This window comes from Arthrobacter sp. KUASC02 (assembly GCF_059739395.1).
Window position 1 is genome coordinate 1,593,518 of record NZ_AP046053.1, and the last position, 18,620, is coordinate 1,612,137.

Annotated in this window: 13 protein-coding genes; 10 read left to right on the forward strand and 3 right to left on the reverse strand. The window is 66.1% G+C overall.

The window, feature by feature from the left end; translation table 11 throughout:
* Positions 1-20: 20 nt before the first annotated feature.
* Positions 21-1,256: a THUMP-like domain-containing protein gene (locus tag AC6JAC_RS07335; protein ID WP_497964104.1), complete on the reverse strand. Its 1,236-nt coding sequence runs from the start codon at positions 1,254-1,256 to the stop codon at positions 21-23.
* A 55-nt stretch (positions 1,257-1,311) separates the two neighbouring features.
* On the opposite strand from AC6JAC_RS07335, the gene AC6JAC_RS07340 reads away from it, so the two are divergent.
* The 6 genes from AC6JAC_RS07340 to AC6JAC_RS07365 all read left to right on the forward strand — a co-directional run bounded on the left by AC6JAC_RS07340 (position 1,312) and on the right by AC6JAC_RS07365 (position 7,335).
* Positions 1,312-1,710 carry a hypothetical protein gene (locus tag AC6JAC_RS07340; RefSeq protein ID WP_028269510.1) on the forward strand — a complete coding sequence of 133 codons (399 nt, stop codon included), beginning with the start codon at positions 1,312-1,314 and terminating at the stop codon, positions 1,708-1,710.
* Positions 1,711-1,916: 206 nt separating this feature from the next.
* Positions 1,917-2,210 carry a co-chaperone GroES gene (groES, locus tag AC6JAC_RS07345; protein ID WP_003805290.1) on the forward strand — a complete coding sequence of 98 codons (294 nt, stop codon included), beginning with the start codon at positions 1,917-1,919 and terminating at the stop codon, positions 2,208-2,210.
* A gap of 84 nt (positions 2,211-2,294) precedes the next feature.
* A complete protein-coding gene (gene groL / locus AC6JAC_RS07350; RefSeq protein WP_028269509.1) occupies positions 2,295-3,905 on the forward strand; it encodes a chaperonin GroEL in 1,611 nt (536 codons plus the stop codon).
* Between the two features lie 217 nt (positions 3,906-4,122).
* On the forward strand, positions 4,123-5,763 hold the full coding sequence (locus tag AC6JAC_RS07355) for a LuxR C-terminal-related transcriptional regulator (protein WP_497964108.1): 1,641 nt from the start codon (positions 4,123-4,125) through the stop codon (positions 5,761-5,763).
* A 94-nt stretch (positions 5,764-5,857) separates the two neighbouring features.
* The gene (locus AC6JAC_RS07360) at positions 5,858-6,223 is read left to right on the forward strand and encodes a hypothetical protein (protein ID WP_497964109.1); all 366 of its coding nucleotides are present in this window, start codon (positions 5,858-5,860) and stop codon (positions 6,221-6,223) included.
* Positions 6,220-7,335, forward strand: a complete 1,116-nt coding sequence (locus AC6JAC_RS07365; protein ID WP_347894920.1) for a flavin-containing monooxygenase — start codon at positions 6,220-6,222, stop codon at positions 7,333-7,335. Before AC6JAC_RS07360 ends, AC6JAC_RS07365 begins: the two co-directional genes overlap by 4 nt.
* 37 nt (positions 7,336-7,372) lie before the next feature.
* On the opposite strand, the gene AC6JAC_RS07370 is transcribed toward AC6JAC_RS07365, so the two are convergent.
* A complete protein-coding gene (locus tag AC6JAC_RS07370) occupies positions 7,373-8,341 on the reverse strand; it encodes a DUF389 domain-containing protein (protein ID WP_028269505.1) in 969 nt (322 codons plus the stop codon).
* A 211-nt stretch (positions 8,342-8,552) separates the two neighbouring features.
* On the opposite strand from AC6JAC_RS07370, the gene AC6JAC_RS07375 reads away from it, so the two are divergent.
* The 4 genes from AC6JAC_RS07375 (at position 8,553) to AC6JAC_RS07390 (ending at position 16,403) form a co-directional block, all read left to right on the forward strand.
* On the forward strand, positions 8,553-10,607 hold the full coding sequence (locus AC6JAC_RS07375) for an acyltransferase family protein (protein WP_497964112.1): 2,055 nt from the start codon (positions 8,553-8,555) through the stop codon (positions 10,605-10,607).
* Positions 10,604-12,688 carry an acyltransferase family protein gene (locus tag AC6JAC_RS07380; protein ID WP_497964114.1) on the forward strand — a complete coding sequence of 695 codons (2,085 nt, stop codon included), beginning with the start codon at positions 10,604-10,606 and terminating at the stop codon, positions 12,686-12,688. The genes AC6JAC_RS07375 and AC6JAC_RS07380 overlap by 4 nt, the downstream gene beginning before the upstream one ends.
* A gap of 210 nt (positions 12,689-12,898) precedes the next feature.
* Positions 12,899-14,410, forward strand: a complete 1,512-nt coding sequence (gene guaB / locus AC6JAC_RS07385; RefSeq protein ID WP_028269502.1) for an IMP dehydrogenase — start codon at positions 12,899-12,901, stop codon at positions 14,408-14,410.
* A 133-nt stretch (positions 14,411-14,543) separates the two neighbouring features.
* Entirely contained in the window at positions 14,544-16,403 is a 1,860-nt protein-coding gene (locus AC6JAC_RS07390) for an ABC transporter ATP-binding protein (RefSeq protein ID WP_497964116.1), read from the forward strand.
* Between the two features lie 139 nt (positions 16,404-16,542).
* Here the strand turns inward: AC6JAC_RS07390 and AC6JAC_RS07395 are convergent, their stop codons facing one another.
* Positions 16,543-18,465, reverse strand: a complete 1,923-nt coding sequence (locus AC6JAC_RS07395) for a S8 family peptidase (RefSeq protein WP_497964118.1) — start codon at positions 18,463-18,465, stop codon at positions 16,543-16,545.
* Between the last annotated feature and the right edge of the window lie 155 nt (positions 18,466-18,620).

Sequence of the window (18,620 nt, forward strand, 5' to 3'; positions counted from 1 at the left end):
ATGCCCGGTAACGGGACAGGCTAAACCTTGGGCTGAACCGGCTCCACGGAAATGGCCACCCGGTCCTCGCCGATCCTGGTGAGGACCAGGGTGGCTGTCTTTTTGCCCTTGGACCCCTTCCCGCCCCCCGCGAGGAGTTGCTTGCGGAGCTCCTCCGGAGTGACCGACGTGCCGCGCTTCTTGATGTCCAGGACGCCGATGTTGTGCTGCTTCACCCAGGCTTTGAGGGCCTTGACGTTGAACGGCATGACCTCCAGGACCTTGTAGGCCCTGGCAAACGGGGTGTCCACCAGCTCCGGCGCGCAGATGTAGGCAATGTGTTCGTCCACGAGGTGGCCGCCCAGCCGTGCCGCGACATCCGCCACAAGCCCGGCCCGGATGACTGCCCCGTCAGGCTCGTACAGGTACCCCTCCACCGGGCCCACGGGGGCCACCGGTCCGCCGTCGAACCCTTCCGCGCTGGTGATTTCGGCAGCGCCCTGCGGGCCGAGCAGCAGGGCGGCGCGCCGGACGCCGGGGCGGCTGACGGCGTTGAACCAGAGCGCGACTTCGGTGACGTCGCCGCCCACCGAGACCCACTGCGCCTCGCAGCCGGCAGGGACTGATTCGTGCGGCATGCCGGGCCCCATCTTCACGCCCACCGCGCGGCCGGACTCGGCGAGGGATTCCACGAAGGACAGCGGCGGCGAGAATTCCTCCGGATCCCAGATCCGGCGCGTGCCGGAGGTGGAGGTGGTGCGGCGGGCGGGGTCCAGCCAGACGCCGCCCACGCCGTCCAGCGGGACGGTGGTGGCATCGGAGTGGACCACGCTGGCGTGCGGGAAGGGAATCAGGTTCATGGTGGCGCAGGCGGCGGTGGTCTCGTCCATTTCCACTGCCGTGACCCGGATGTCCATGGAGGCCAGCGCCATGGCATCGGCGCCCAGCCCGCAGCCGAGATCCGCCACGTGCTCGATCCCCGCGGAGGCAAACCGTTCGGCGTGCCGGGCGGCGACATTGAGGCGCGTGGCCTGTTCGAGGCCCGCCTGGGTGAAGATCATCTGCCGGGCGAATTCGCCGAATTTGGCCTCAGCCTTGGTCCGCAGCCTGGACTGGGTGAGGACTGCCGAGACGAGCGCGGGGGAGTGGCCTGCTTTCCGGAGCGACTCATTGAGCCGGAACGCATCGTCCTCCCCGTACGGGCCCAGCGACGCCAGCAGCTCCCAGCCTTCGCTGGTCAGGAGCGGAGCGATCAGGTCCTGCGGTGCGTCAGCCATGTCATCAAGCCTAATCGAGGCGGCGGACACCCGCGGTGCCGCTAGGGTTGGAGGCATGGAAGACAGCGCAGGGCCGCAGCCACCCGTAGAAGACCAACGCAATGACCACCACCAGCCCACGGGCCTTGCCAGGTACGCCCGCCCCGCGCTGATCGCCGGTGCCGCCATCGCCGTCGTCTGCCTGGCGCTCCTGGTGATCATCTTCTTCCTGGACTCCTTCAACGCAACCGTTTACTCGGTGGGCGGCAAGAACATCCAGGACGACACCGACGAGGCGCGGCAAATCCGCGAGTCGTACGCCGCTGTCCGCGCAGGCGGCCTCGTGTTCCTGATCGCCTCGGTTGCGACGGCGCTCGCTGCCGCCGTCGTGCTGTACCGGAACCGAAACGTTACGAACGACGACGACACGGACGATGGCGACGACGTCGACTTTGATGACCTGGCGGGTCGCTAGGCGTTCACCGGTGACGAAATTCTGGCACTCGCCTTGACCGAGTGCTAACGACTACATAGAGTCTTCATTAGCACTCTCCCTAGGAGGGTGCTAACACATGGAGAACTGCCAGCCACGCTGCTGCCGGCACCGCGACGACGGTTTGCACGCACAGGCGCAACGGTTTTCCAGTCCATGAATTTGCTGACGTAGAAGGAGAGGTCCGAGTGTCGGTCTCTATTAAGCCTCTTGAGGATCGTATTGTTGTCCGCCCGCTCGAAGCAGAGCAGACCACGGCTTCCGGCCTGGTAATCCCGGACTCCGCACAGGAGAAGCCGCAGGAAGGCGAAGTTGTCGCAGTAGGCCCCGGCCGCTTTGAAGACGGCAACCGCGTTCCCGTCGACGTTGCCGTTGGCGACGTTGTTATCTACTCCAAGTACGGCGGAACCGAAGTCAAGACCGGCGGCACCGAGTACCTCGTGCTGTCCGCCCGCGACGTCCTGGCGATCGTCGTAAAGTAACTCTTTGACCCCGCGCCGCCGATCCGTCTGATTCATTTCTGACTGGTCAGCGGCGCGGGGTTTCTGTCTCGAAAGGACACAACCATGGCAAAGCAGCTTGCGTTTAACGACGCTGCCCGCCGGTCGCTTGAAGCCGGCATCGATAAGCTCGCCAACACTGTCAAGGTGACGCTTGGCCCGCGCGGCCGCAACGTCGTGCTGGACAAGAAGTGGGGCGCTCCCACCATTACGAACGACGGCGTGACCATCGCCCGCGAAGTCGAACTGGATGACCCGTTCGAGAACCTTGGCGCGCAGCTGGCCAAGGAAGTCGCCACCAAGACCAACGACGTCGCCGGCGACGGCACTACCACCGCCACCGTCCTGGCGCAGGCACTGGTCAAGGAAGGCCTGCGCAACGTTGCGGCCGGCGCAGCTCCGGGGCAGATCAAGCGCGGCATCGAGGTCTCGGTTGAGGCCGTCGCAGCACGCCTGCTCGAGAATGCCCGTCCCGTCGAGGGCACCCAGGTTGCGAACGTTGCAGCCATCTCCGCCCAGAGCGATGAGATCGGCGAGCTCCTGGCCGAGGCTTTCGGCAAGGTCGGCAAGGATGGTGTGATCACCATCGAGGAGTCCTCCACCACGCAGACCGAACTGGTCCTCACCGAGGGCATGCAGTTCGACAAGGGCTACCTGTCCCCGTACTTCGTCACTGACGCGGAACGCCAGGAAGCAGTCCTCGAAGACGCCCTCATTCTGATCAACCAGGGCAAGATCTCCTCGGTGCAGGACTTCCTGCCGCTGCTGGAAAAGGCGCTGCAGAGCTCCAAGCCGCTGTTCATCATTGCCGAGGACGTTGAAGGCGAAGCCCTCTCCACCCTGATCGTCAACCGCATCCGCGGCACCCTGAACGTCGTTGCCGTCAAGGCACCCGGCTTCGGCGACCGCCGCAAGGCCATGCTGCAGGACATCGCGACGCTCACCGGCGCACAGGTTGTTTCCCCGGAACTCGGCCTGAGCCTGGATTCCGTTGGCCTCGAGGTGCTGGGTACGGCCCGCCGCATCACGGTCACCAAGGACAACACCACCATCGTTGACGGCGCCGGATCGGCCGAGGACGTTGCGGCACGCGTTGCCCAGCTGCGGGCTGAACTGACCCGCACCGACTCGGACTGGGACAAGGAAAAGCTCCAGGAGCGCCTGGCCAAGCTGGCCGGCGGCATCGGCGTGATCAAGGTTGGCGCAGCCACCGAGGTTGAGCTGAAGGAAAAGAAGCACCGCATTGAGGACGCCGTGTCTTCCACCCGCGCTGCCCTCGAAGAAGGCATCGTTGCCGGTGGCGGTTCCGCCCTCATCCACGCCCTGAAGGCGCTGGACGAGGACCCGTCGGTCACCGCACTCGAAGGTGACGCAGCAGCAGCTGTGGGCATCGTGCGCCGCGCTCTGGTCCAGCCTGTGCGCTGGATCGCCCAGAACGCCGGCTTTGACGGCTATGTCGTCGCTGCAAAGGTGGCGGAATCCGCCATCCACCATGGCTTCAACGCCAAGACCGGCGAGTACGAAGACCTCATCGCAGCCGGTGTCATTGACCCCGTCAAGGTGACCCGCGCAGCCCTTCGCAACGCCGCTTCCATCGCAGCACTGGTTCTCACCACCGAGACCCTCGTTGTCGAAAAGCCGGCCGACGAGGACGAGCACGCAGGCCACAAGCACTAGCTTGCAGGCAGGGCTCTAGTAGCACAGCAAAAGGCCGGTCCGGCCGGGCGGTTTCCAGGAACCGCCGACGCCGGGCCGGCCTTTTTCGCGCCGGTTTGGGCCCTGTACCTCCCGCTCTTACACCCCGGTTCGGCGCTTTCTGCCCGAGCTTGTGCACCTGGCACCCCCGGCGTACCGTGGCGCTTAGATGGAGCTTGGAACGGTGCGGGGAGGCATCATGGCAACGTCTGAAGCCGGGCTGGACAGAGGCCGTTCCGCCTTCGAGGAGCATCGCTGGACCGACGCCTTCGAGCACTTCCTCGATGCCGACCAGCACGGCGGGCTTCCTGCGGCAGACCTCGAGCGCCTTGCCACGGTGGAAATCCTGACCGGCAAATCCGACGCCGGAATCGAGACCCTCACCCGCGCGCACGAGGAGTACCTCGTCGTCGGCGACGTGGTGGGCGCGGCCCGCTGCGCCGGGTGGATCGGCATCCATCTGATGAACTCGGGCCAGCCGGCCCGGAGCGCGGGATGGTTCGCCCGAGCCGGACGGCTGGTGGCAGAGCTGAACGAACCCTGCGCAGTGGAGGGCCTGCTGCTGATTCCCACGGCACTGGGCATGCTGTTCGGGGGCAACCCCGAAGGTGCCCGCCGGGGGTTCACGGATGCCCTGGCCATCGGGGAGAAGTTCCAGGACCGGGACCTCATCTCGCTTTCGCTGCTGGGAACGGGCCAGGCCTGCGTGGCGCTCGGTGACATCAGCACCGGCGTCGGGCTCTTTGATGAGGTGATGGTCGCGGTAACCGCCGGAGAGCTCTCGCCGGTCCCCTCGGGGATCATCTACTGCGCCGTCATCGGCACCTGCCACCTGGCCTTCGATCTACGCCGCGCCCTGGAATGGACGGCCGCACTGGACCGGTGGTGCGGCGGACGGCCGGACATGGTCCTGTTCAGCGGCCAGTGCCAGGGCCACCGCGCCGACCTGTACCGGCTGCACGGGGCCTGGGATGACGCCGTCAGCGCCGCGAAGGACGCGCAGCGGCTGTCCGCGGCGGGAGATTACCAGGCACTTTACGGCGGCTACTACCAGCAGGGCGAAGTGGAACGGCTGCGGGGTGAGTTCGTGGCGGCCGAGGAATGCTACCGGCAGGCGGCGCGCAGCGGCTATGAGCCCCAGCCGGGACTCGCGCTGCTGAGGCTGGCCCGTGGGGACGTCCCGGCCGCCCAGACCCTCATCCGCAGGTCAGCCGACGCCGCCGATTTGGCCACCCGCCGCCACCTGCTGCCGGCGCTCGTGGAAATAGAACTGGCTGCGGGTGACACGGCCGCTGCGCGCCGGGCCGCCGACGAACTGGCATCCGTGGCGCAGGACTGCGGGATGCCGATGCTGCAGGCTGCCTCCTGCCAGGCCGGCGGGGCCGTCCTGCTCGCCGAAGGAGAACCCGCCCTGGCGCAGCCGGTCCTGCGACAGGGGTGGACGCTCTGGCGGGAACTGGGCGTTCCGTTCGAAGCCGCGCGCTGCCGCACCCTTGTGGGCCAGGCCTGCCGCGCATCCGGCGACGACGACTCGGCGGAGATGGACTTCGAGGCGGCACACGCTGAATTCCTTGCCCTCGGTGCTGCCCCCGCCGCTGCCTGGGCAGCCTCGCTCCAGTACACACCGGCGCACGACGCGCGGCCCGGACCCCTGACGCCGCGCGAACTTGAAGTACTCCGGCTCGTGGCCTCCGGGATGGCCAACCGGGCCATCGCCGGGGAGCTCTACCTGAGTGAAAAGACCGTGGCCCGGCATGTCAGCAACATCTTGCTCAAGCTGGGGCTGCAGTCCAGGGTGGCCGCCACCAAGTATGCCTACGACCACGGGCTCACACAGTAAGCCGCGGGCTGCATAGAACTGCCCAGCCCCGCCCGGGGCAAGATACATACTTCTGCCGACGCGGAGCGCAAGGACGCGGACCTAGTGTCGAACTATGAACCTTCCCGTCCTGGCCGGCACATTCTCGACCGTGCTGTTCGCCCTTGGCCTGCTGCCGATGCTTCTCAAGGCAGCACGGACCAGAGACCTGGCGTCCTATAGCCTCAGCAGCCTGGTCCTGAGCAACGTGGCCAACGCTGTCCATTCCGTGTACGTCTTCCACCTCCCGGCGGGCCCGATCTGGCTGCTTCACGCACTCTACGTGCTGGCCTCCGCGCTGATGCTGGTGTGGTGGCTGCGCTACCGGACGGAACGGCGCGGTCCGGAGGCCCTTCGCGGTACGGAGGCCCTGCGGCCGGGAAACGACCGGGAGGGTTCATCGACTGAATCCATAGCGGTTGAACAGGAGGCACTGCAATGAGCAACAGCAACGACGACGCGGCGGCAGTCGAAGTGCTTGACACCCTGGTCATCGGAGGGGGCCAGTCCGGCCTTGCCATCGGCCACTACCTCAAGCGCCAGGACCGGAAATTCCTCATCCTGGATGCGAATCCGAGAATCGGTGACGCCTGGCGGCAGCGCTGGGACACCCTGAGGCTGTTTACACCGGCGAAGTACGACGGCCTTCCCGGCGTGCCGTTTCCGGGAGACAGGTTGTCCTTTCCCCGCAAGGACGACCTCGCCGACTACCTTGAAAACTACGCTGCCACCTTTGACCTTCCGGTGCGTACCGGGATCCGGGTGGAGAGGCTGTGGCGGGAACAAGGGCGGTTCGTCGCGGTGTCCGGCGGCCGCCGGTGGGAGGCCGGCAACGTCGTTGTGGCGACCGGCTGCACGCAGGCGCCCAGGCTGCCGGACTTTGCGTCCGGGCTGGATCCGTCCATCGTCCAGCTGCACTCCAGCGAATACCGGAATCCGGGCCAACTCCGGCACGGCCGCGTCCTCGTCGTGGGACTGGGCAACTCGGGAGCGGAAATTGCCCTGGAAGTGAGCAGGACGCACCCCACGGTGGTGGCAGGGAAGCCGAGCGGAGAGCTGCCCGTGCGCCACGGCAGGAACGCCGCACGCTTCGCCCTGCCCGTGGTGCGGTTCCTGGGGATCCACGTGCTCACCGTCGACAACCCGCTGGGGCGTAAGGCCGCACAGCACAAACTGGCGCATGCCGACCCCCTGATCAGGACCAAACGCAAGGACCTTACTGCTGCCGGCGTCGACATTGTGCCCAGGGTGACCGGAGTGCAGGACGGGCGGCCTGTTGTCGCGGGCAGCCCCCTCGACGGTGTGTCCAACGTGATCTGGTGCACGGGCTACCGCGAGTCCTTTGACTGGATCGAACCGCAGGTATTCGACGACGGCGGGCGGCCCCGGCAGCGCCGTGGCGTGGCCACCGACCTGCCCGGCCTGTTCTTCCTCGGCGGGGAATTCATGTACGCCGCCACATCGGCGACCCTCATCGGTGCGTGCCGGGACGCCCGGTACCTGGCGGGAAAGATCCCGGCGGCAGCTTCGTTGGCCGCGCGGTCGTTGGCCTAGTGACCTGCCTTGGCCCGTGAATGCCTTGGGCCGGAGGCTAGCTCTGGGCGCGCAGCGCCTGGCGCCTCAGCCTCCGGGCCATTCCGTCCGGCAGCCGTTTGGTGATGATGCGGTAGAAAATGAGCACGGCAAGCGCCGATGCCACGATGCCCACAAGGTTGAGCAGCAGCTGCAGGGCGGACCCCGCAGCTTTCTGGTACTCGCCAAGGACGAGCGCCACGGCCACGAACCCTGCGGCGGGAACGGTCGTCACGGAAATGAAGACCCCGATCAGGGCGGCCGAGCGCCGGCTGATGACGGAGAGCATCCCGGCGGCACCGGCCAGCACGGCAACGATCAGCGAATAGGGTCCGGGGTGGTAGATGAACTCGACGGCGGACCCGGTGTCGAGGGTGTTTGCGGGGAAGAGCCCCAGCGGCACGGACAGCCAGGCCGTCAGTGCAGCCAGGAGCATGGCCACGGGAAAGCCGACCCCCAACGCCACGGCGGCACTGCGTCCCAGTTTCCATTTGCGCTGGGCGATGGCGACCGCAAGGGCTGCGAGCGGTCCGAATTCCGGTCCAACGGCCATGGCCCCGACGATGGCGATGGTGGAATCCGTGACAATACCGATCGCGGCCAGCTGCGTTGCCAGTACCAGGAATGCCAAATAGCTCCACGTGAGCCGTGAATCCTCCCCCGTCTGGCGCGTCACCTCGTCCCAGATCATGGCGTCGGCGCCGTCTCCCGGCGCTGCGGCTTCAGCCCGGTCGGCGCGCCGGGAGAGCATGAGCTCCGGCATGGAAATGGCAATGGAGCCAAGCTCCTGGACCTTCAGGACATGCAGCTTTTCCAGCAGCTCCTCGACTGCTTCCCGGGCCACGTGGACCACCACCACGTCGCCCGGCGGCTGGATGGACGCGCCCCTGTGCACGGCTACTTCCGCCGCACCGGTCTGCTGGGTGCAGCTTTCAACCACCAGGTCGGAGAGCTCAGCGGGAATGCACATACGCACCTGAACGATCACTTGGCCACTCCTCGCGTTTCCGGGTTCCAGCACCCGCGTCGTCACCAGCCTAGTTTCCCGGCCGCCGTCCGAAGGCGCCCTCCTCTGGAAACTCCCAGCTAGGAGTGCCTTAATGGAAGGCGGGGGTTCTTTTCGCCTGCTTCGGCGATTGGCGATGAAAGTTACGATTCGGTAACATGGATGCTTTGGTTATCCGCTTGAGGGGTTTTCTATGTCTGTGGCGAGAGCCCTAGCCTCGCCGCGCCGCAGTGGCGCCGGAGCTGAACCGAGCCGAAAATCAAAGTTCCGGCCTGAAATTCAAGGCCTGCGATCCTTGGCTGTGCTGATGGTTGTCAGCTATCACGTCTGGTTCGGGCGGGTGTCCGGCGGGGTGGACGTGTTCCTGCTGATCTCGGCTTTCCTGATGACCCTGCAGTTTGTGGGCAGGTACGAGCAGGGGAGGCCGATGGCGCTGTTCAGGCATTGGCTGCACCTGTTCCGGCGCCTCTTGCCGGCGGCGGTCACGGTCATGGTCGCTGTCCTCGCGGCGAGCTTCCTCCTCCTGCCCCGCACGCGCTGGCTGGATATCATCGCCCAGGGCTGGGCCTCCCTTTTCTATGTGGAGAACTGGCTCCTGCAGTCGCAGGCCACCGACTACTACGCCACCGACCACAGCCTGGCCAGCCCGTTCCAGCACTTCTGGTCCCTCTCCATCCAGGGGCAGGTCTTCATCCTCTGGCCGCTGATCTTTGCCGGCGCAGCGCTCGTGGCCAAACGGTACCGGCTGCACTACCGCATCCTGTCGTGCTACATCTTTGCCGCAGTATTCCTGGTGTCGCTGGTCTACTCGATCATCTTCACTGTGACCAACCAGGCCCAGGCCTATTTCGACACCGGGGCGCGGCTGTGGGAATTCGCCCTGGGCACCCTGGTGGCATTGATCCTGCCCGGCCTCCGGATCCCACGGGCCGGACGCATTGCCCTCGGCTGGTTCGGCATCGCGGCCATGCTGAGCTGCGGCATACTGCTCAACGTCCAGGCGGCGTTTCCGGGAGTGGCCGCCCTGTGGCCCACGCTGGCTGCCGCGTGCGTCATTGCTGCCGGGCAAACCGGCAGCAGGTTCGGCGTTGACAGGATCCTGAGCACAGGGCCGCTGGTCCGGCTCGGGGACAACTCCTACGCCCTGTACCTGTGGCACTGGCCCATCCTTGTCATCGCCCTGGCCGCAACCGGCCGGGACCACGCCGGGCCGCTGTCCGGGACTGTCATCATCGTCGTGTCGATGGGCCTTGCCTACCTCACCACCCGGTTCATCGAGAAACCATGGCGCGAGTGGAAATGGCCGGAGGTCAAGCGTCGCCGGGCAGTCATCGCAGTCGCCGCCGCTGTAGCCACCGCTGCCGTTCCGCTCGCCGGCTGGCAGTTCCAAATCACCAGCGCCACGGCCGCGGCCGCCAGCCAGGCCTGGGCCAACAACCCGGGTGCACGGGTGCTGGATCCCGAGTACGTGGATGCCGCCGACAAGTCCGCTCCGCTGCTTCCCAGCCTCACCACCGTGGCCGAGGAATGGCCGAAATTCCAAGGCGGCTGCACCACCAACGACGCCGAGCTCATCAACGTGTGCACCAACGGAAAAGACGATGCAGACAAGACCATCATGGTCATCGGCAGCTCCCACGCCCACGTCTGGTCCACGCCGCTGCTTAACCTTGCAGACAAATACGGCTGGAAAGTGGAAGCCATCACCAAGGGCTACTGCCCGGTGACGGAGACCGACGCGCCTGAGCTCTCGGACGGCTGCGTCGACTTCAACAAGGAGACCATGAAGAAGGTCCTGGAGATGAAACCGGACCTTGTGGTCACCACCAGCACCCGGACGGACCCGAACCCGAACAAGACGGAATTCATGGACCCCGCGTGGCTCCCGGAGATCAAGGAAATCAACGACGCCGGGATTCCCGTCGTCGCCCTCCGCGACACCCCCCGCATGCCCGAGGCGGTGCCGGACTGCCTGGAACAGCACCAGGACGACTACGCGGCGTGTGCCGCGAAGACGGCCGAAAGCTATCAGCCGGCGTCCCCCGCCGCGGAAATAGCGGGCCAGGTGCCCGGCACGAAGTTCCTCGACTTCACGCCGTTCTTCTGCCCGGACGACACCTGCCCGGCGGTCATCGGCAACGTCATGGTCTACAAAGACGACAACCACGTCACCAGGACGTACATGGACAGCATCACCCCCTACTTCGAGAAGGAGTTTCTGGCAGCAACCGGCTGGAACAACGGATGACGACGACCCCCACAGAGCACCCGACGACCCCCGCAAAGCAACCGACGAACACTACGAAAAGCACGGACAAGGCAGCCGGGAAGGCGTACCGCCCCGAGGTCCAGGGGCTCCGGGCACTCGCCGTCCTGATGGTGGTCACGTACCACGTCTGGCTGGGCCGGGTGTCCGGCGGCGTGGACATCTTCCTGCTGATCTCCGCGTTCCTGCTGACCCTCTCGTTCGTGCGCAAAGTGGAAAGCGGCAGTCCGCTCAAACTGGTCAGCCACTGGCTGCACCTGTTCAAACGGCTGCTGCCGGCCGCCGTCGTCGTTATCCTCGGTGTCCTGGCGGGCACCTGGGCCATCCTTCCCCAAAGCCGCTGGCCGGACGTCCTGGAGCAGGCGTGGGCCTCCCTGCTGTACCGGCAGAACTGGCTGCTCGCGGATTCGGCGGTCGACTACTACGCCCAGGACCACTCGGGGGCGAGCCCGCTGCAGCATTTCTGGTCGCTGTCCATCCAGGGGCAGGTCTTTATCCTGTGGCCACTGGTGTTTGCCGGAGCGGCCGCGCTGCACCGGATCCTGCGGCGCCCGGCCGTCAGCTACCGCGTGCTGCTGGCCGTTGCCTTCGGCGTGATCTTCGCTGCGTCGCTGGCCTACTCCATTGAACAGACCGCCACGAACCAGGCCTACGCCTACTTCGACACCCGCACCCGGCTCTGGGAGTTCGCGCTGGGATCCCTGCTCGCACTGGCTTTGCCTTACCTGAAGCCGGGAAAGCTGCTTCGCGTCATCCTGGGGTGGGCCGGCGTGGCCGCCATGGTGTCCTGCGGCCTGCTGCTGACAGTGGACCGGTCCTTCCCCGGCTTTGTGGCGCTGTGGCCCACGCTGGCGGCTGCGGCGATCATCGTGGCCGGCCAGAGCGGCAGCCGCTTTGGTGCGGACCGGCTCCTGAGCTGGAAACCCCTCGTGAAGCTGGGCGACAACTCCTACGCGCTGTACCTCTGGCACTGGCCGCTGCTGGTCCTCGCACTCGCCGGCACCGGTGTTGTCTCGCCCAACCTCGTCCAAGGGCTGGCCATCGTGGCGGCCTCCGTGGTGTTGGCCGTCCTCACAACCCGGTTCGTGGAAAAGCCCCTGCGCGAATGGCACTGGCCCCAGCGGCGGGTCTGGCGGAACGCCGTCGTTATCGTGGCGTGCGGAGCGCTGCTGGCCGGGCCGGTGTCCCTGTGGCAGACCAAACTGACTGCAGAGGAAGCGGCAGCCGCCGCGCAGCCCAGGGAACTGACTCCCGGCGCGGCCGCCCTGACCCCCGAAAACGTCGGAAAACCGACGCCGGAAGCGAAGATCATTCCAGCGCCGGCTGCCATGAAGAATGAGTGGGCGGATATTGACGGCCTCTGCACCGACGGGAATGTGCCGGACGATCCGCTGCTCTCCGGCTGCCTGCAGAACAGCAAGCCGGAGGTTGTCACCAAGCGGATCGTGGTGCTTGGCGATTCGCACGCGCAGCAGTACATGGCCGCGCTGGGCCCGATCGCCAAGGAACACGGCTGGGAGGTGGTCACGCTGCTCAAGGGCAACTGCCGCTTCGGGGCTGAGTCCACAGAGCGTGACGCCGAGTGCAACGCCTTCAACAAAGCCAGCGCAGCGTATGTGCTGCAGCATCAGCCCGATGCGGTGTTCACGGTCGCGTCGCTGACCCTCAAGGATGCGCCGTTTGAGACGGAAGTTCCCGGCTACCTTGAAGGCATCAAACCGTTCACCGACGCCGGAATGGACGTGGTGGGAGTCCGCGACAACCCGCGGTTCGGGTTCAACATGCCGGAATGCGTACAAAAGAAGGGCGCAGACGCAGCTGACTGCAACCCGCCCCTGGGTGAATCGCTCGCGGATTCGTCGCCCCTGGACGCTTACCGCGGCAAGGTGGACGGGCTCCATTTGATGGACCTGAGCGACTTCATCTGCGCGGACGGAATCTGCCCGGCCGTGGTGGGCAATGTATACGTCTACAAGGATGACAACCACCTGACCAAGACCTACGTGCAGAGCATGATTCCCATGTTCGAGCAGCGGTTGCTGGCCGCCACCGGCTGGACCTGAGGCCAGATGCCGGGCCCGGCCCGGAGGAGGGCGTGCGGTTCCTCACATTGCCGCAGCGGAATATGGGGATCGCCGCCGAGGTTCTAGAATTTATTCAACACTTCCGCACCAAGGCATCACCATCTGCACAGGCCAGTCCCGTAATGACGGGCTGGTCATCAGCTGCAACCCCTACCCGTGAACCCCGGAATTAAGGTAAGAGGCGCACTTATGACCCAGCCCGAACACAACCCGTTCGGCTTTATCGGCCTGACCTACGATGACGTCCTGCTCCTGCCCGGGCACACCGACGTCATCCCGTCGGAGGCAGATACGTCCTCGCGCATTTCCAAGCGCATCTCCGTCCACACCCCGCTGTTGTCCGCTGCCATGGACACCGTCACCGAGTCGCGGATGGCCATCGCCATGGCCCGCCAGGGCGGGCTCGGCGTGATCCACCGCAACCTGTCCATCCAGGACCAGGCCGACCAGGTTGACCGTGTGAAGCGCAGCGAATCCGGGATGATCACCAACCCGCTGACCATCGGGCCGGAAGCGACGCTGGCCGAACTGGACGAGATCTGCTCGCAGTACCGCGTCTCCGGCCTGCCGGTTGTGGACGAGGGCATGCGGCTGCTGGGCATTGTCACCAACCGCGACACCCGCTTCGTTCCGGAAGCGGATTTCCCCATCCGCCTGGTCAGCGACGTCATGACCAAGATGCCCCTGGTCACGGGCCACGTCGGCATCAGCCGCGAGGAAGCCTCGCACAAGCTGGCCACCAACAAGATCGAAAAGCTTCCGCTGGTTGATGACCAGGGCCGGCTCAAGGGCCTCATCACCACCAAGGACTTCACCAAGGCGGAGCAGTACCCGCTGGCCACCAAGGACGACGAAGGCCGCCTGCGCGTTGGCGCCGCAATCGGCTTCTTCGGTGACGGCTGGGAACGCGCCATGGCCCTGATCGATGCCGGCGTGGACGCGCTGTTCGTGGACACGGCCAACGGACACTCCCAGGGCGTGCTGGACATGATCCGCCGCCTGAAGTCCGATCCTGTCGCCGCCCACGTGGACATCATCGGCGGCCAGGCCGCCACCCGGGAAGGCGCCCAGGCGCTGATCGACGCCGGCGCCGACGGCATCAAGGTGGGCGTGGGTCCGGGATCCATCTGCACCACCCGTGTTGTGGCCGGTGTGGGCGTTCCGCAGATCACCGCCATCTACGAGTCCGCGAAGGCGGCCATCCCGGCCGGCGTTCCGCTGATTGCCGACGGCGGCCTCCAGTATTCGGGCGACATCGGCAAGGCGCTGGTTGCCGGCGCCGACACCGTGATGCTCGGCTCCCTGCTGGCCGGTTGCGACGAATCGCCGGGCGAGCTCATCTTCGTGAACGGCAAGCAGTTCAAGAGCTACCGCGGCATGGGCTCCCTCGGGGCCATGCAGACCCGCGGCAAGAACACGTCCTACTCCAAGGACCGTTACTTCCAGGCCGACGTCTCCGGCGACGATAAGCTGATCCCGGAAGGCATCGAAGGCCGCGTGGCCTACCGCGGCCCGCTGGCATCCGTTGCCTACCAGCTGGTGGGAGGCCTCCGCCAGACCATGTTCTACACCGGTGCGCCGACCGTTGCCGAGCTGAAGGCCCGGGGCAAGTTCGTCCGCATCACCCCGGCCGGCCTCAAGGAATCGCACCCGCACGACATCCAGATGACGGTGGAAGCGCCCAACTACGGTTCGCGCTAGTCCCCAGCGCCGCCCTGGCCTGGCTTCGCTGCGGCCAGGGAGCCCGGGCGCCGTGGGCCACCCTCTTCAAGCAGGCCGCGGGGAACTGACCCCGCGGCCTGTTTGTGTCTGTGCGCGGGATTAGGCTGGAGCCATGTCCGAACCACGCCACCCCGCCGAACTAAACCCGAAAAGGGAACCCCAGCGGCGGCTGGCCCTCAGGCCCTATGCGCGGGCCGTGGCGCAGGTGCTGCGAGTCAGCTTCCGGGCCTCTCCTGCCGCCGTCGTGATGAAGGTGGTGGGCTCGCTCATCTCGGCGCTCCTGCCCCTGGTCACCACCTACTTTGCGGCGCTGACCACCACCGCCCTGGCGGCCGCGTACGCCGGCGATGCCGCCGCAGGCCAGCAGGCGATTGTCTATGTCATCATCACGGCCGCGCTGGGGCTGTTCTGGGGCGCCTTCAGCAGCGTGGACCGGTACATCCAGCAGCTCATGAGCTTCAGGGTGGGGGCCACTGTGGGAGACCTCATGTATGAGCGGTTCCTGGCACTCGAGTTCTGGCGGTACGACGACAAGGAAACGGTGGATCTGTACGACCGCGCCAAGCGGTTTTCCGATTCCTATGCCCGGGTCCTTGACCGGATCGCGGCGATCTTCACGCAGCTTGTCTCGGTGATCCTTGCGGTCGGTGCGCTGCTGCTGGTCAGCTGGTGGATCGCCGTGATCGTCCTGGTGGCCATCGTCCCGAGCGTCTACCTGCAGTTCAAACTCTCCCGCGAACAGATTGCCCACTGGAACACGCAGGTGGACTCCCGCCGCCAGCGCCGGATGATCGAAACGAACCTGCTTCGGCCGCAGCACATTGCCGAGATGCGCCTGTACGGAATCGTCGGGTACCTCATGGGGCTTCGCTCCCTGCTCCGGGACGCCGATGAGAAACGGCGGCTGGACTTCCAGAAGCGCTATATCCCCAAGCAGCTGGCGGCGGACGCCCTGCAGTACGGCGCCGAGGTCGTTTCGCTGATCTGGGTGGTGGGCCAGATCATCGCCCGCGCCCAGCCGGTGGGGCAGTTCCTTTACGTCCAGCAGATCGTCAGCAGGGCGCTCTCCACGGCCAACAACCTCGTTTCCTCGTTGAGCTCCATCGACGAGGACCTGGCGAACCTCAAAGACTACGAGCTCTTCATGGCGATGCCGGTGCACACGGACCACGCCCCGCCGCTGCTGCAGGCTCCGAAAACCGTGGAGCTGCGGGACATCCGCTTCACCTACACAGGCAGCGACATCGAGGTGATCCGCGGCATCAGCATGACCATCCGCGAGGGCCAGCACATCGCCATCGTGGGGGAGAACGGTGCCGGGAAGTCAACGCTGATCCGGATTCTGGCGGGACTGTACCACCCCGATTCCGGCCAGGTACTGCTCGACGGCGTCGACCTCGCCGCCGTCGACGTCAAGTCCTGGCACCGGCACCTGGCGGTCCTCAGCCAGGAGTTCCTCAAGTACGAGTTCGCCACGGCGGCAGAGAACATTCTCTTTGGCGACATAGATTCGCCGCGGGACGAAGACCGGATCCGGCGGGCCGCGTCCGACGCCGAGGCCCTCGAGTTCATCAACAAACTGCCGAACGGCCTGGACAACCACGTCAGCAACTGGATGGAGGATCCGCGGGGCCGGAAGGGAAGCGGTTTGAGCGGCGGCCAGTGGCAGCGGCTGGCGATGGCCCGGAACTTCTACCGGAACGCATCCTTCATGGTGATGGACGAGCCGACGTCGGCGATTGACGCCCTGGCCGAGCACCGGATCTTCACCCGGCTTTTCGCCGGCCGCAGCAGCACCATCATCGCCATCAGCCACCGGCTCGCCACCATCGAGAAAGCCGACATCGTCTACATGCTTGAAGACGGCCGGATCGTGGAACAAGGCACGCACCGCGAGCTTGTGGCGCTCCGGGGCCGGTACTTCCGGATGTTCGAATCCCAGCTCACCGTGGACGAAGCTGAGGGCATCTGACGCGTGCGGGACCGGCCGCGCCGCCGGGGACCCACGCCCGCACAGGGAACCGCCGTCCGCGCAGGGAACCGCCGACCGCGCAGCATTGCGCGGACGGCGGTTCCGGACTTGGCTATGCCAGAAGCTGATATGGCGGACGCTAGGAAGTGGTCACGGCAGTGTCATCGAGGAAGAAGTACGTCGACAGCGATGAATCCTCGACGCCCAGGAAGCGCAGGGTCACGCTCTTCCCCTTGTAGGCGGAAAGGTCCAGCTGCTTCTGGACGTAGCCGGTGGACTCGTTGAGGTTGGAGTACGTGGCCAGCGTGGTGGTGGTGCCGCCGCTGATCACCTGGACTTTCAGGGTGTCATAGGCCGAGCTTGCGGTGGTCTCGTCCGACTGCACTTTGAGGTAGAAGGACAACGACGCGGCAGACACGGTGGAGGGGACTGCCAATGCCTGGTCCAGCTTGTAGGAGGTGGCCTGGCCCCAGCCGTTGAGTCCCGCGAAACCGGAACCCGTACGGGCGTTCGTGCCGGTCTCAAAGGTATCGGCGTGGTCAGAGGTCCAGGAAACTGCGCCCTCTTCGAAACCCGGGTTCAGCAGGAGGTTGCCCGACGGCGGGGGAGTGGTACCGCCCAGCAGGCCCATGGTCTTGGTCGCGTCCGAGAGTCCCGCGCCGCAGCCGGTGGTGCAGCCGCCCGGCATGGCCCGGGTTCCCTGCTTGAGGGTGGATTCAACCTGGGCCGGGGTGAGCGAGGACGTCTTGGATTTCATCAGGGCGGCGAGTCCGGCCACGTGCGGAGCGGCCATGGACGTGCCCTGGTAGTTGGCGTAGCCGGCCGCGGACGGTGTGGTGGTGCCGGTGTTGATGGTGGAGAGGATTCCGCCGCCGGTTACCCTGACATCGCCGCCCGGCGCGGTCAGGTCAACCGAGGCGCCGAAGTTTGAGTAGTAGGAGAGGGTGCCGCTCGGATTGCTTGCGGCCACGCTCACCACGCTGTTGCAGTTGGCGGGACGGAAGCCGGAAGCATCCTGGTTGCTGTTGCCGGCTGCCACCACTACCGTGGCCCCGCGCGAGACGGCCGAATCGATGGCCGCCTGGTAGGTGCTGCCGCAGGCGCCGGAACCGCCCAAGCTCATGTTGATCACCTTGGCCGGGTTGGCGTTGGCCGGGATGCCCGAGACGGTGCCGCCGGCTGACCAGATGATTGCATCGGCAATGTCCGAGAGCGAACCGCCGCACTTTGCCAGGACTCGGACCGGCACCACTTTTGCGTTGGGCGCGACGCCGGCCACTCCGGTGGCGTTTCCCGTCACAGCGGAAATGGTCCCGGCGACGTGTGTTCCGTGCCAGGAACTGTTGCCGGCCGTCGTCTGGCCGCATTCGCCGGCTGCGTACCAGTCGCCCTGGTCCTGGGCACTGGCGTCCCGTCCGTTCCCGTCCCGTGCCGCGGTGGCGTCCGAGACAAAGTCATATCCGGGGAGCACATTCGCATCCAGGTCCGGGTGGGCGGTGATGCCGGTGTCGATCACGGCCACCGTCACGCCGGTTCCGGTTGCAACGTCCCACGCACCGGGAATCCGCATCCCGTTCGTGGCGGTGAAGTCCCACTGTTCGCCGTAGCGCGGATCATTGGGCGTGAGCGCCACGGTCATCCGGGCGTCAGGCTCGACGGATTCGACTGCACCCGACGCCGCAATTTCGGCCATGAAGTCCTCGGCAGCCTGCCCGGACAGGGCCTTGTCCGCCTCGATCAGCGTTCCGCCGGTGGCCAGGGTGCGCACTTCCTTCACGGTCACGCCCTGTGACTTGGCCGCCTTGCCCCAGGCGTTGGCGCGGCCGTTCGGGGTGGCATTCGCCGCACTCTCCTTGTAGTCCACGATGAACTTCGTATAGGCCTCGCCGGCGGCCACGCCCGGCACCGGAGAACTCTGGACCGCGGCTGGCGCGGACCCTTCCCCGGCTTCGGTCGTGGCGAACACCGGTGAGCTGGCGAAGGCCAGGGTACCGACTGCTGCGGCGAGCGACAGGGCCAGGACGCGGTGGCGCCTGATGGATGCACTAGCTGATCTTCCCAAGGGATCTTCTTTCTCGGATCGGGCACAGGGTGGCCCGGATGATGGAGTGATGGATGGTCACGTAGTGGATCAGGTGGTAACCGAGAGTAAACGTAAGGGTATTTTCTAGACTTGTAAACAGTTGACAAAAGCGGTCAATAAAGTGTGGACTATCA